This is a genomic window from Pseudomonas sp. P105 (assembly GCF_032614175.1).
GTDB classification, from domain to species: Bacteria; Pseudomonadota; Gammaproteobacteria; order Pseudomonadales; family Pseudomonadaceae; genus Aquipseudomonas; species Aquipseudomonas rhizophila.
In genome coordinates this window covers 6143526-6156411 of sequence record NZ_CP126693.1, presented here as the reverse complement: position 1 = coordinate 6156411, position 12886 = coordinate 6143526, and the positions used below count along the sequence as shown (strand labels likewise).

Below are 12886 nucleotides of genomic sequence, written 5' to 3'. Positions count from 1 at the left end.
GGCTCAACCGAGCATCAACACCTTCGCCAGAATAATCTTCGGTCCTTTCATCTTCTTGATGATGATCCGCAGGCCTTCGACTTCCAGCACTTCTTCCTCTTCCGGCACGCGCTTGAGGGTTTCATAGACCAGCCCGGCGAGGGTCTCGGCCTCGATGTGGTCCAGGTCGATGCCCAGCAGGCGCTCGACCTTGAACAACGGCGTGTCGCCGCGCACCAGCAGCTTGCCCGGCTGATAGGCCAGGATGCCGCGCTCGGCCTTGCGGTGTTCGTCCTGGATGTCGCCCACCAGCACTTCGAGCACGTCTTCCATGGTCAGGTAACCGATGATGTTGCCGTCGGCTTCTTCAACCAGGGCGAAGTGCGAGCCGCCCTTGCGGAACTGCTCCAGCAGCTGCGAGAGCGGCATGTGCCGCGACACGCGCTCCAGTGGGCGGGTGAGTTCGGCCAGGTTGAACGACTCGGGAATGTGATCCAGGGCCGCCAGTTCCAGCAGCAGATCCTTGATGTGCAGCAGGCCGACGAACTCCTGGCGATCGCTGTCGTACACCGGATAGCGGCTGAACTTGTGGCGACGGAACATCGCCAGGATCTCCTTGAGCGGCGCATTGAACTCCAGCGTCACCAGGTCTTCCCGGGAGTTGGCCCAGTCCACCACTTCCAGCTCGCCCATTTCCACAGCCGAGGCCAGCACACGCATGCCCTGGTCGCTTGGGTCCTGGCCACGGCTGGAGTGCAGGATCAGTTTCAGTTCTTCACGGCTGTAATGGTGCTCGTGATGCGGGCCGGGTTCGCCTTGGCCGGCGATACGCAGGATGGCGTTGGCGCTGGCGTTAAGCAGGTAGATCGCCGGGTACATGGCCCAGTAGAACAGGTACAGCGGCACGGCGGTCCACAGCGACAGCAGCTCGGGCTTGCGAATCGCCCAGGATTTGGGCGCCAGCTCACCGACCACGATGTGCAGGTACGAAATGATGAAGAACGCGGTGAAGAACGACACGCCCTTGATCACTTCCGGCGACTCAACGCCGACCGCGCCCAGCAGCGGCTCCAGAACGTGGGCGAACGCCGGCTCACCGACCCAGCCCAGGCCCAGGGAGGCCAGTGTGATACCCAGTTGACAGGCCGACAGGTAAGCATCGAGCTGGCTGTGAACGGTACGCAGGATATGCCCGCGCCAGCCGTTTTTCTCAGCGATGGCCTCGACCCGGGTCGAGCGCAGTTTGACCATGGCAAATTCGGCCGCAACGAAAAAGCCGTTGAGCAGAACCAGGATCAGAGCAAAAAGAATCATGCCGAATTCGGCGAAGAGTGTTGCCAGGGACAAGCCAGGGGAAGGGTCCATGATGGAGTTTTGCGGGTTCCGTATATTCGAAAGGATTGGAAATGAGTGCCTGAAAAGGCAGGCACAAGTCAGCCAATGTAGCGGCTGACTGGGCCGTTGCCTAGTGGTGAGTGCTGGCCGGTCTCAATCGGCGGCGCGGGTGAGGCGCGCGCGAACCGTCTGCGCCGGGGCAAAATGGCAGGTAAACGTACTGCCATGGCCGGGCACGCTGCTGATTTCCATGCGCCCGCGATGCCGCAGTAACACGTGCTTGACGATCGCCAGGCCCAGCCCGGTGCCGCCGGTATTGGAGTTGCGACTGGAATCGACGCGGTAGAAACGTTCGGTCAGGCGCGGCAGGTGTTTGCTGTCGATGCCGATGCCCGAATCCTGCACGCTCAGGTGTGCGCCTTGGCCGTCGCCCCACCAGCGAACGTGAATCCGGCCTTGTTCCGGCGTGTACTTGACGGCATTGAACACCAGATTGGAGAAGGCACTGCGCAATTCGGCCTCGCTGCCCTTGAGCTGCACGTTAGGGTCGGCTTCAAGGGTGATGGTCTGCTGCTTGGGCCCGGAGAGTTCCTGGGCATCCTCAACAATGATTTGCAGCAAGTCGTCGACAGGCACCGGCTGGTTGTCCGAGGGGTAATCGGTGGCTTCAAGTTTGGCCAGCAGCAGCAGGTCATTGAGCAGGGTCTGCATACGCCCGCTTTGCTGGTGCATCTGCTGCAACGCGCGGCTCCAGCGTGGGTTCACTTCCTCGACATTGTCCAGCAGGGTTTCCAGATACCCGCAGATCACGGTCAACGGCGTGCGCAACTCATGGGAGACGTTGGCGACGAAGTCTTTGCGCATCTGTTCCAACTGATGGATGCGCGTCACGTCACGTACCAGCATCAAGTGCTCGTTGTTGCCGTAGCGCGTGAGGTACAGCTGAATGCGCACCCGGTCATTGGTGGGCGAAGGAATCTCCAGCGGCTCGGCGTAGTTTTCCTGTTCGAAGTATTCCTTGAAGCGAGGGTGGCGCACCAGGTTGGTCACTGGCTGGCCGCTGTCTTGAGGGGTCTTGAGGCCCAGCAGGGTTTCGGCGGCGCGGTTCCACCATTCCAGGTTGCCATCGCTGTCGAGCATGATCACCGCGTCCTTGAGCGCCGCAGTGGACTCCTGGACCCGGTCGATCACCGCTTGCAGGCGGCCACGCACGCGCTGGTCGCGCCGTTGCAGGTGATAGATGCTGTCGAATACCTCACCCCACAGGCCATAGCCGTCAGGCGGGGCCTCGTCGGGTTTATGCAGGCGCAACCACTCATGCATGCGCAGCAATTGCTTGAGCGTCCAGGCCAGGTACAGCGCCAGGCCCGCCGCCAGACTCCAGCCGTAGAAGCCGGTGATCAGGCCCACGACCAGACAGCCGGTCACTAGCAACAACATGTGGCGAATCAGGGTGCCATGCCAGTTTTGATTCAATTGAACGCGCGTCCTTGTCAGCTTGTCGGGCGGTAAGGGCTCGGGTCAGGCCTTGGTCGAAAAACGATAACCGGTGCCGCGCACAGTTTGTACCAGATTCTCATAGGCATCGCCGAGGGCTTTGCGCAGGCGACGAATGTGCACGTCCACGGTGCGCTCCTCGACATAAACATTACCGCCCCAGACCTGGTCCAGCAGTTGCCCACGGGTATAGGCGCGCTCCTGGTGGGTCATGAAAAACTGCAGCAGGCGGTATTCGGTCGGGCCCATCTCGGCGGGTTTGCCGTCGATGGTCACTCGGTGGCTGATGGGGTCCAGCAGCAGGCCGCCGACTTCAATCGGTGCCTCGCCATCGGTCGGACCGGCGCGCCGCAACACGGCCTTCAGGCGTGCCACCAGCTCCCGAGGGGAAAACGGCTTGGTGATGTAGTCGTCGGCGCCAACTTCCAGGCCCTGGATCTTGTTGTCTTCTTCGCCCTTGGCGGTGAGCATGATGATCGGGATATCACCGGTCAGCTCATCGCGCTTGAGGCGTCGCGCTAGTTCAATGCCAGACGTACCGGGAAGCATCCAGTCCAGCAGAATCAAGTCGGGCTTGCGGTCGACGATGATGGCGTGGGCCTGTTGGGAGTTTTCTGCTTCCATGCAGTCATAGCCGGCCATCTCCAACGCAACGGCGATCATCTCGCGGATGGGCGCTTCGTCGTCGACGATCAGAATGCTCCTGCCAACCATGGGGTAATCCTCTTGTCATTTAACTGTCTTGCGCCGCATTAGATAACGGAATTATTGCAGTCGTGTGACACTTGTTTCGGCACCCGGCAGTGTAGAGGATCCTGGACTAAGCTTTTGAGTCCGATTCCTGACAACTGCAAAAGAAGGTTTCCATGACTTACCTTACCCAATCCATCAAGGCCCTGGGCCTGGCGGTTGCCTTGGTGCTGCCGGCGCTGGCGTACGCGGCTGACGAACCGGCGATGATCAAAGATGGCATGCTGACCGACCACAAGGGCATGACGTTGTATACCTTTGAAAAAGACCAAGGCGGCAAGTCAGCGTGCGTCGCCAAATGTGCCGAGAACTGGCCACCGCTCAAGGCTGAAAGCGCTGCCATGCCCATGGGTAAATGGACCGTGATTACGCGCGACGACGGGTCGTCGCAGTGGGCCTACGACGGCAAGCCGCTGTACACCTTCGTGAAGGACGAGAAAGAAGGAGACAAGACCGGTGACGGCGTAATGGGCGGTGCCTGGAAGGTTGCCAAGCCCAAGTAGCTGATCGGTGCTAAAACGCTTTTGTGGCCGGGGAGCAAGCTCCCCGCCACAAAGATTTTCATGACCGTGGGTTCAGCGCTGGGTCAGCGGTCTCACCGCAACGCGTAATCCAGCACAATCCCCACGAAAATCGCCAAACCGGCCCAATGGTTGTGCAAAAACGCCTTGAAGCAGCGCATCCGGTCCCTGCTCCGGGTGTACCAGAACTCCCAGGCAAAACACCCGGCAGCGGCCACCAGCCCCAAGTGGAACCAGCCGCCCAACTGGAATTTCGACCCGGCCAGCAGCAGACAACCCAAGGCCAAGCCCTGCAGCGTCAGGATGATCACGCGGTCGGCATCGCCAAACAGAATGGCCGTGGACTTGACGCCGATCCGCAAGTCATCGTCCCGGTCAGTCATCGCGTAATAGGTGTCATAGCCCACCGTCCACAGCAGGTTGGCGATGTACAGCAGCCAGGCCGCCGCCGGCAAATGCCCGGTTTCGGCAGTGAACGCCATCGGCATGCCCCAGGAGAACGCTGCCCCCAGCACCACTTGCGGATAGTAGGTGTAGCGCTTCATGAACGGGTAACTGAACGCCAGCGCCAGCCCGCCGAGGGACAGCAAGATGGTCGGTGCATTGGTGCACAGCACCAGCAGGAAGCTCACGCCCATCAGCACCGCGAAGAACACCAGCGCCTCTTTCGAACTGATCTTGCCGCTCACCAGCGGGCGCTGTTCGGTGCGTTTGACGTGGCCGTCCACCTTGCGGTCGGCCCAGTCGTTGATCACACAACCACCGGCGCGAGTCAGAACCACGCCAAGCACGAAAATCACGATGTTGGCCAGGGACGGCGAACCTTCGCCGGCAATCCACAAGGCCCACAACGTCGGCCATAACAGCAGATAGATGCCGATGGGCTTGTCCAGACGCGTCAGTTGCACGAAGTCCCACGCCCGCGGGTTCAGGCGGTTCAAGGATTTGAGCAGTTGCACGTACATCAGCAGTTCTCCGAATAGGCGCGGGCGACGGTCCACAGGCGCGGCAGGAAAATTTCCGCCACCAGCACACTCAACGTTCCGCGATCAAAACGCGAACGGCGGCCCCACAGTTCACGGGCGCGCACCTCAGCCGGCAACCATTGTTCGGGGTAATGGCAAACCTCGATGGCCCGGCGCTGGAACGCCTGGTCGCAAAACAGCAACTCGCCCAGGGAACGACTGCCCAGCTCGTCCATCTGCAAACCGTCGCCCTGCAACGCGCTACGCGCCGCCACACTGCGGGCAAACACCCAGGCCTCGCCATGGCCGCGCAGATACACCTCGCGTACCCAGCCTTCGCTGCCCTCGGTCAGATCCAGCGCGGCACATTCGTCGGCCCGCAAGGGTTGCCAACCTTCGAACAGCGGCGTCACGCTGAAACGCTCATCCGACAGCCGCGTCAGGCGCCGGGTCAGGGACCCTTCGTCGAACAGCCAGTCGAGCACACAGGCGTCAGGGCGAGGCGACAGCAGGGGCTGGGGCAACCATTGGAGTGTAGGAAATATCGAATTTGTATGCGGCACAGAGGTCTTGAATGGCAGCAAATGAGGCCGCGAGCTTACCATGTCGGTTGGCGAATTTGATTCAGCGGGGCGGTCTTAGCGTCGATCATGCTTGCATCTATCGCGACCGATCAGTACAAAACGCCCTGAGCCGGAAGGGGCAGCTTTACATCGACCCAACCATACCGGCAAATGCCGACACCTGAGGAAGTACCTGAATGAAAAAGTGGCAATGTATTGTCTGCGGCCTGATCTACGATGAAGCCCTTGGCTGGCCGGATGACGGCATCGCGCCCGGCACTGCCTGGCAGGACGTACCCGAAGACTGGCTCTGCCCGGACTGCGGCGTGGGTAAATCGGATTTCGAAATGATCGCTATCTGATCGTTTCCTGCATGGAGAGCTACATGGAGAGCAACATGAGTGCACCTGTCGTCATCGTCGGTACGGGCCTTGCCGGTTACAACCTGGCCCGGGAGTTTCGCAAACTCGACAGCGAAACTCCGCTGCTGCTGATCAGCGCCGATGACGGTCGCTCCTACTCCAAGCCGATGCTCTCCACAGGCTTTGGCAAAAACAAAGACGCCGACGGCCTGAGCATGGCCGAGCCGGGCGCCATGGCCGAGCAACTGAACGCCGAAGTGCGCACCCACACCCGCATCAGCGGCATCGATCCGGGCCACAAACGCTTGTGGATCGGCGAAGAAACGGTGAACTACCGCGACCTGATCCTGGCCTGGGGCGCAGAAACCGTGCGTGTGCCGGTGCAGGGTGATGCCTCGGACCTGATCTTCCCCATCAACGATCTGGAAGACTACGCACGCTTTCGCGCAGCGGCCGCCGGCAAGCGCCGGGTGCTCTTGCTCGGTGCCGGGCTGATTGGCTGCGAATTCGCCAACGACCTGATCCTGGGCGATTACGAAGTGCAACTGGTCGCGCCGTGCGAGCAAGTCATGCCGACCCTGCTGCACCCTGCGGCCGCCGCTGCGGTACAGGCCGGGCTGGAAAGTCTCGGCGCGCGTTTCCACCTGGGGCCGGTGCTCAATCGCCTGCAACGGGTGGCCGACGGGCTGGAGGCGCACCTGTCCGACGGCCAGGTGATCGCCTGCGACCTGGTGGTCTCGGCCATCGGCCTGCGCCCCCGCATCGACCTGGCCGCCGCTGCCGGCCTGGTGGTCAATCGCGGCGTGGTGGTCGACCGCCACCTGAAAACCTCCCACGCCAACATCTACGCCCTGGGCGACTGCGCCGAGGTCGACGGCCTGAACCTGCTGTACGTCATGCCGCTGATGAGCTGCGCCCGCGCCCTGGCCCAAACCCTGGCCGGCAACCCGACCGCCGTGCGCTACGGTGCCATGCCAATTACCGTGAAAACCCCGGTGTGCCCACTGGTGGTTTCGCCACCGCCACGGGGCAGCGAAGGCGTGTGGAGCGTCGAAGGGCAGGGCAGTGACATCAAGGCCCTGTGCCGCGACGCCAACGGCAACCTGCTGGGTTACGCCCTGACCGGCGCGGCCGTGATGGAAAAACTGGCACTGAACAAAGAGCTTCCAGCGCTGCTGGCGTAAATGCCGGTCCTTCTGTCGTAAATACCCTGCTTTCGGCGCGACAAAGGCCGCCCTGACACTGGCGCCGCCTGCGGCCCCGTGCCATCCTCACTCCCGTCTGCCGCAGAGTAGAGCCTGCGGCGCCTTAGGGGCTGTTTCCATGAGTACAGCCCAGACATAACAACAAAAAAACCGTCAAAAGGGGCTTCATTCATGCGTAAACCAGAACTCGCCGCCGCCATCGCGGAAAAGGCTGACCTCACTAAAGAGCAAGCCAACCGCGTCCTCAACGCCGTTCTCGAAGAAATCACCGGCGCCCTGCACCGCAAGGACAGCGTCACCCTGGTAGGCTTCGGCACCTTCCTGCAGCGCCACCGCGGCGCGCGTACCGGCAAAAACCCACAGACCGGTGAGCCGGTGAAGATCAAGGCCAGCAACACCGTCGCCTTCAAGCCGGGCAAAATGTTGAAGGACAGCGTCAATCCATAATCGCCGCGGGTTCCCCGGTTAGGGGGCAAACGGTAGAAAAAAAGGGCATGCCGATTGAGTCGGATGCCCTTTTTTTATGGCTTTGTCCCGAACGTCGAAGGCCCCAAACCGCCAATGTGGGAGCGAGCCTGCTCGCGATGGCCGCCTGTTGGTTGGGCGGGGGGATTTATCCCCGCTCGGTGGCGCCACCCAGATTAACGCCCGTATACCTTCTGCAATTGCGCCTCTGTCAGCGCATCCTCGAACGGCACCGGCACTGATTTCACCGCGCCGTAGAGGTTGCGATAACGCCAGTAACTGCCGTTGTGGGCCAGTTGATAACCGCGCTCGACCACGCGCTGACCATCGAGCACATAACGCAAGGTTTCCTGGGCGGCTGGCGGAGGGGTCGGCAGCATCAGGTCGGTGGTCAGCACGCGCATCGATTCGTCGATGCACTCGTCCAGCACCGCCGTGACTTGCGTCAGATCCAGGCTGCCATCATCAATGCAGCGGCTGCCGCAACGCCGAATCGGCTGGCTGGTGACTTCGATGCGCATGCGGTACAGCGCCGAACCGGCAATATCCTGGACCTGCACCTGATTGATCAGCACGAAACTGCCGCGATCGGGAGTGAGCATCAGTTTAGGTTCGACCAGTAGGCGCGCGGTCACGGGCCCCGTTCCCTGCTTGAGGCCGGCCGCCAGCGAAGCCTGCTGGAAACGCTGTTGCATACGTTCCTGCAACGGCACGCCCGCCAACAGGTCGGCCAGCGGGCGCGACTCCTTGGCGGCAGCGTTTTCCGCGTCCCGCTGCAAGCTGCCGCTGCCCATCTGGGTATTGATCAGGCTGGCGACCAGCAAACCGGCAAGCCCGGCAGTGTTGCCGGAACTGGCGATCAGATTATGGCTCGACGACGCGGCCTGCTGCGCGGCCTTGGCGTCGACCACAGTGCTGGCCCCCACGAACGCCGGCGGCAGTTGTACATCCACCTTGACCCCATGGGCCTGGACGTAAGTCACCGCCTCTTGCGACTTGAAACCGGCCGGCGGCGCAGGCTTCTGCGCGCAACCGGCCAGCACCAGCAGGGCCAGCGTGCCGGCCGCTAACAGCGCCCGTTTCATTGTTGTTCGAACGGGGTGATCATTTGCTGGCGGCTGGTATCCATCGCCTGGTAGAAGGCGTTGGTCAGATTGGCGTAGTTAGGCTCGTCCCACTCACCCTGAGCGGCCTGCACAACGGCAAAAGGTTTAAACCACAGCAGCTTGTTGTCGGCCAGATCAACCACCATGCCTTGCCCGCCCACCTGCGCCATCGGCACGCTGGTCGGCACGACGCTGTAATAGCTGCGAGTGGCGCCGGTAGCCAGAATGTTGACCAACAACAGGCGATCCACCCCGTAAGTCGCCTTGAGCGGCGTCAGGTCGCGGACCGTGTAGCCTTCGCGGAAACTGACTTCCTTATAGACCTTCAGATCCACCGGCTCGTCGATTCGTTTGGCCTTGTAACCCTTGGCCTGCAACTTGGCGACAATGGCGTCCGGCAGCGTGTTGAGGTCCTTGACTTGCCATTTCTCGACACTGTCGCTGAGCGTGCTGTTAACGCCCTTGTTGATGGCAAAATCCAGAAGACCCTGATTGCCGGTCAGCGCCAGCACAGGCTCCGGCACGACGGTAATCGCCACGCCGATAGTCGGCTCCTTGGCGTCCCAGAATTGATGATCCAGTGGTACTGGCGGTTGAACATGGGCGCAACCGGTGAGCGTGAGGCAGGCGAGTAACGTCAGTGCAGCGAGGGTGCGGAAGGTGTGAAAAGACATGCATCAAGTCCTTATGATTTAAAAACGATGCTGCCTGTGTCGGCAGCATTGGACAGAACAGTAGTGGCAGATTGATATTTTTTCAGCTGGGTTACAGAACGCTCGGGAGGGAAATGGCAAATTTTGAAGCCGTGTGGTGGTTATCCGTGTGGATCTATAGGGCGCATACGGGCTTGTGCGGTTCGTTCCGACTGGCAGCTAGCGGCCCAGAAGCGGCCATTCGATGGCGAACCGCACTTGGCTCTCGTAGGCTATTGTTTTTTTTGATGCATGCTGACCTTATGGCGAATTGACATAGGGGACATGGAATGCACTAATCGTTGACAACTATTCAAACCCAGCTAGAAGCTGTGATTGCACAGATAGGGGGCAAGATGGTATCTGGTGAAGTGCAGATGCAAGCGATACCTGATCGCATGCCTAACAAGCAATGTTGGATGCTGTTCAAGGTGGCTAATTTAGATCGACTACAGGCGCTGCAGCGTGGCCTGCTTTACATGAATAGCGTCGACTATTTCGCGAAGCTTGAAGGTGAAGCCGGCGCTGCACTTCGAAGGGACGAGCTTGAAAATGTGTACGTTAAGCTCAGCTCTGGCATGAGGGATGGGGTAGTCAGAGAGCTCGCACTTCAGGTTGAAGGTCACGACGAAATCGTATTGAACCCTGAGACAATCATGACCCTGAATTTACCTCGACCTGAAACCGTCATGGTGTACTGCCTGGGTTCTGTATCAGCCGGACATGACGGTCGGATTTGGGGACTCGACAACGGAATGCTGCAATTCAGTGAGCGTTTCCGAGAGTTTGGTACCCATGTCCTTCGTGTTACGAACCATGCAGAGTTTTCTAAAAGGCTTTCACAAGCCATCGCGACCCACCCTCTCCTTTATAATTCTCCCTTCTTTGAAGGTGGCTACGGCCAGGTCGATTACGAAGATTTCAGCGACTACAGCGGCCCGATAGGATTGTTTCGCAAACCCATTGAGTATGCTTGGCAACGAGAGTACAGACTATGCTTTGGCGCTGAACCTGAGGCTCTTAATGATCGAGGGGCGTTAGAGCTAAATATTGGAGACCTATCGGACATCACTCAGATCACAACGGTAGAAAGTTTCACGTCGAACCCGATAAAAATCATTGAAAGGAACTACAGGATAGTCGACGGCAAGCCTGTGCAAGTTCTTAGCTAAACTTACGTTTCAGACCGGCTCCGTGTAAAGAAAGAGCGTAAATAGGCCACGTAAAAAAATAAAAAAGCGAAGCCAAATTAATGGTTTCGCTTTTTTTTGTTCACGGTTCTGAAAAAGCTGCACTTCAGAACGGTATGTCATCGTCGAAGGTGGCTGTAACTTTCGGAAGAGACAAAGCGCTCTTTGGTAATGACAGATTCGTAACAATGAAAAGATTGAGTATGTCGTCTCTGTCCATAAACATGATCTGAGAGCGCTTCGTGGCATCTAGCTTGTTGCCTATCCAGTTTCTTGCCTGTTTTGTTATCTCGCCGCCCGCGACGATGAATGCGTGGTCAACCAAGACTCGTCGATTCAGTTCCGAATCGAAAATCTCGTGGCCAAGCATCATGTTCACCTGATTGTGAATCTCTGCGACATTCGATGAACCAGGTCTTCCTACGCCCGCTGAATCTAGCTTGCCCTTTTTTGCTTGGATACCGAAGTAGAGGACATGGAGAGTCGGCAGGGTGTATTTCATCCACACGTCCTTGCCATATTCCAACGCCTTATCTTTGTGACCCGTTACGGTTACGCGATGAAACCCAAGCTGACGGAATAACGGCAGCAGTACCTCCTCGATCAGCTCATCTTCAGAGCACTTGTCGAGGTATGTGGTGAGTAGCTCTCGGCGTTCCATCTCCGCTGGTGTAAGCGGCCGATGCGGGTTCGCCATCTGCGCAATGGTGTTAGTGGCATTGTGGCGCAACTGGCCGAGGCCGTGTTCGTCGAAGAACGCTTCCCAACCTTCGCGCACCAGCACAGCGTTAAGCGCGGCAAGCGCTCTGCTCCTGTCCGGATCGCCCTCCTGCGCGTCGCCCTTGTCGAGAGTTGCACGGATGATCCGAATGAAAGCATCAGGTGGAACCGAAGGACTAGCATGCGGGAGAGCCAACACCTCCTCCAGTCTGCTTGCAACCCATGCCCAGCGGGTTGAACCGTCGTGGGTGTAATCTAAGTCACAATCTTGAAAGAACTCAGTGATGTAACTGCTTGAACGATACCGAAAGTGCTCAGAGTCGCCACAAACAATGTGGGCGAGTTCTCTTAGATTCCTGCTCTTCCATTTCATTTGCGTTCCTAGATTAGGCGGAGTGAGGCTGAAGCACAGCAGACATAAGACAGTCAGCAGATAATGATCGCCAGATGTGGGTAGATAGCTGCCGCTGACAATATAGGGTCGTCAGCTTTTTCAGTGATCAATTGAGCATAGCTTCCCATCGGCACCTCGCTTTGCTGGCACGAAAGGCTCCCAAGCCTGACCGTTATCGCAATTTCTAAGGAGCTACACCGTTTAGTGTAGTGCTTCTACCAACCTTCTCCGTGCGGGCTCAGACGCGACCCCGTTCAGGATTCAGGACCACGCGCAAATCGGGTACCCGATGCGATTCAGCCGTTTTGTGACTGACCGCTTCTGGCCGAGGCTGTGTAAAAACGTTTTTCAGCGCGACAGGTACTCAAATCCGGACTGGAAATCGCGCTTCTACGCAAAATCCACATCTGCTGACGTGCCAATAAATTTCAGATTTCACGTAGACGCGCACACCTCAATTTTGGCGAAGCGTTTTTACACACTCTGGGCCGATTGCAGACGGTGATGGATGCAGACTCACTGCGGTGCATCTGGCGTTCATCCCAGCAGCGTTACCATCAATTGATGGGTATGGCTCCGAGCGTATAAAAGCTACCGTATCCTCAGCTCGTCGAAGCGCGCGGGGCAGGAATCGGGTTATGGATAGCGAGCAAAAAACTGAGAGATGGAATGTCAGGTGGATGATTGTTGCCGGGCGGGCGGTATGCACTGGCTGCCTTGAAGCCAGGCACTGGAAGATTGTGAGAAGCCCTTTTCTCATGCCCGTGCATGCGAGGTTAGCGATGAGAAATCCAAGCATCCGTGGATTGAGCTGCACGACATTCTAGACAGCGGGAGAGGGTAGGTTGCGTGCGTGTTCGCCTCTACTACTTCACGCCTCTGAGACTCGCCGTGGCGCATAAGAGCTTTATCGTTCTGAATGGGCAGTGCGCGTTCCGGCAAGGTGAGGTGCGCCGGTTCTCGAATCGGTCAGACGACCGCATGCATTGCCTGATTTCGTGTCCTTCTGTCCCGCCTACACCAACAAGACGATTGGACAGGTGGAACGCGGTCTTCTCGATCCAGGATACGTCGATTGGGTGCATTCTGATGTTTGACTTAGGGGTGTCCTGCGGAATGATCTGCGAGGTATAAAATCCCAC

13 protein-coding genes are annotated in these 12886 nt (G+C 58.7%); 5 read left to right on the top strand and 8 right to left on the bottom strand.

Annotation, left to right across the window (positions count from 1 at the left end; translation table 11 throughout):
• Positions 1-3: 3 nt before the first annotated feature.
• The 3 genes from QOM08_RS27725 to phoB all read right to left on the bottom strand — a co-directional run bounded on the left by QOM08_RS27725 (position 4) and on the right by phoB (position 3525).
• Positions 4-1344 carry a hemolysin family protein gene (locus QOM08_RS27725; protein WP_047226728.1) on the bottom strand — a complete coding sequence of 447 codons (1341 nt, stop codon included), beginning with the start codon at positions 1342-1344 and terminating at the stop codon, positions 4-6.
• A gap of 123 nt (positions 1345-1467) precedes the next feature.
• Positions 1468-2754, bottom strand: coding sequence for a phosphate regulon sensor histidine kinase PhoR (phoR, locus tag QOM08_RS27720; protein WP_230682609.1), 1287 nt, complete (start codon positions 2752-2754; stop codon positions 1468-1470).
• A gap of 81 nt (positions 2755-2835) precedes the next feature.
• The gene (phoB, locus tag QOM08_RS27715) at positions 2836-3525 is read right to left on the bottom strand and encodes a phosphate regulon transcriptional regulator PhoB (RefSeq protein ID WP_003177195.1); all 690 of its coding nucleotides are present in this window, start codon (positions 3523-3525) and stop codon (positions 2836-2838) included.
• 152 nt (positions 3526-3677) lie between these two features.
• On the opposite strand from phoB, the gene QOM08_RS27710 reads away from it, so the two are divergent.
• Entirely contained in the window at positions 3678-4064 is a 387-nt protein-coding gene (locus tag QOM08_RS27710) for a hypothetical protein (protein ID WP_076383212.1), read from the top strand.
• Between the two features lie 92 nt (positions 4065-4156).
• Here the strand turns inward: QOM08_RS27710 and ubiA are convergent, their stop codons facing one another.
• Both ubiA and QOM08_RS27700 read right to left on the bottom strand, forming a co-directional pair.
• Positions 4157-5047 carry a 4-hydroxybenzoate octaprenyltransferase gene (gene ubiA / locus QOM08_RS27705; RefSeq protein ID WP_047226731.1) on the bottom strand — a complete coding sequence of 297 codons (891 nt, stop codon included), beginning with the start codon at positions 5045-5047 and terminating at the stop codon, positions 4157-4159.
• The gene (locus QOM08_RS27700) at positions 5047-5610 is read right to left on the bottom strand and encodes a chorismate--pyruvate lyase family protein (protein WP_188251871.1); all 564 of its coding nucleotides are present in this window, start codon (positions 5608-5610) and stop codon (positions 5047-5049) included. The genes ubiA and QOM08_RS27700 overlap by 1 nt, the downstream gene beginning before the upstream one ends.
• Before the next feature lie 197 nt (positions 5611-5807).
• Here QOM08_RS27700 and QOM08_RS27695 point away from each other — a divergent pair, with 197 nt between their 5' ends.
• The 3 genes from QOM08_RS27695 to QOM08_RS27685 all read left to right on the top strand — a co-directional run bounded on the left by QOM08_RS27695 (position 5808) and on the right by QOM08_RS27685 (position 7624).
• Entirely contained in the window at positions 5808-5972 is a 165-nt protein-coding gene (locus tag QOM08_RS27695; protein WP_047226732.1) for a rubredoxin, read from the top strand.
• 35 nt (positions 5973-6007) lie between these two features.
• The gene (locus tag QOM08_RS27690) at positions 6008-7156 is read left to right on the top strand and encodes an NAD(P)/FAD-dependent oxidoreductase (protein ID WP_316912363.1); all 1149 of its coding nucleotides are present in this window, start codon (positions 6008-6010) and stop codon (positions 7154-7156) included.
• A gap of 192 nt (positions 7157-7348) precedes the next feature.
• Complete coding sequence (locus QOM08_RS27685; RefSeq protein ID WP_024777879.1) at positions 7349-7624, top strand: HU family DNA-binding protein; 276 nt, start codon at positions 7349-7351, stop codon at positions 7622-7624.
• Between the two features lie 194 nt (positions 7625-7818).
• Here QOM08_RS27685 and QOM08_RS27680 read toward each other — a convergent pair whose 3' ends face one another.
• Both QOM08_RS27680 and QOM08_RS27675 read right to left on the bottom strand, forming a co-directional pair.
• Positions 7819-8727, bottom strand: coding sequence for a hypothetical protein (locus QOM08_RS27680; protein ID WP_316912362.1), 909 nt, complete (start codon positions 8725-8727; stop codon positions 7819-7821).
• On the bottom strand, positions 8724-9422 hold the full coding sequence (locus QOM08_RS27675) for a hypothetical protein (RefSeq protein ID WP_139048653.1): 699 nt from the start codon (positions 9420-9422) through the stop codon (positions 8724-8726). The genes QOM08_RS27680 and QOM08_RS27675 overlap by 4 nt, the downstream gene beginning before the upstream one ends.
• 320 nt (positions 9423-9742) lie before the next feature.
• Here QOM08_RS27675 and QOM08_RS27670 point away from each other — a divergent pair, with 320 nt between their 5' ends.
• Entirely contained in the window at positions 9743-10612 is an 870-nt protein-coding gene (locus tag QOM08_RS27670) for a hypothetical protein (protein WP_316912361.1), read from the top strand.
• A gap of 124 nt (positions 10613-10736) precedes the next feature.
• On the opposite strand, the gene QOM08_RS27665 is transcribed toward QOM08_RS27670, so the two are convergent.
• Complete coding sequence (locus QOM08_RS27665; protein WP_316912360.1) at positions 10737-11723, bottom strand: hypothetical protein; 987 nt, start codon at positions 11721-11723, stop codon at positions 10737-10739.
• Between the last annotated feature and the right edge of the window lie 1163 nt (positions 11724-12886).

Coding starts and splice junctions, on each gene's coding strand:
- QOM08_RS27710 (WP_076383212.1), top strand. CDS start 3,678: ATGACTTACCTTACCCAATCCATCAAGGCCCTGGGCCTGGCGGTTGCC.
- QOM08_RS27680 (WP_316912362.1), bottom strand. CDS start 8,727: ATGAAACGGGCGCTGTTAGCGGCCGGCACGCTGGCCCTGCTGGTGCTG.
- QOM08_RS27675 (WP_139048653.1), bottom strand. CDS start 9,422: ATGTCTTTTCACACCTTCCGCACCCTCGCTGCACTGACGTTACTCGCC.
- phoR (WP_230682609.1), bottom strand. CDS start 2,754: ATGTTGTTGCTAGTGACCGGCTGTCTGGTCGTGGGCCTGATCACCGGC.
- QOM08_RS27685 (WP_024777879.1), top strand. CDS start 7,349: ATGCGTAAACCAGAACTCGCCGCCGCCATCGCGGAAAAGGCTGACCTC.
- ubiA (WP_047226731.1), bottom strand. CDS start 5,047: ATGTACGTGCAACTGCTCAAATCCTTGAACCGCCTGAACCCGCGGGCG.
- QOM08_RS27725 (WP_047226728.1), bottom strand. CDS start 1,344: ATGGACCCTTCCCCTGGCTTGTCCCTGGCAACACTCTTCGCCGAATTC.
- QOM08_RS27695 (WP_047226732.1), top strand. CDS start 5,808: ATGAAAAAGTGGCAATGTATTGTCTGCGGCCTGATCTACGATGAAGCC.
- QOM08_RS27665 (WP_316912360.1), bottom strand. CDS start 11,723: ATGAAATGGAAGAGCAGGAATCTAAGAGAACTCGCCCACATTGTTTGT.
- phoB (WP_003177195.1), bottom strand. CDS start 3,525: ATGGTTGGCAGGAGCATTCTGATCGTCGACGACGAAGCGCCCATCCGC.
- QOM08_RS27690 (WP_316912363.1), top strand. CDS start 6,008: ATGAGTGCACCTGTCGTCATCGTCGGTACGGGCCTTGCCGGTTACAAC.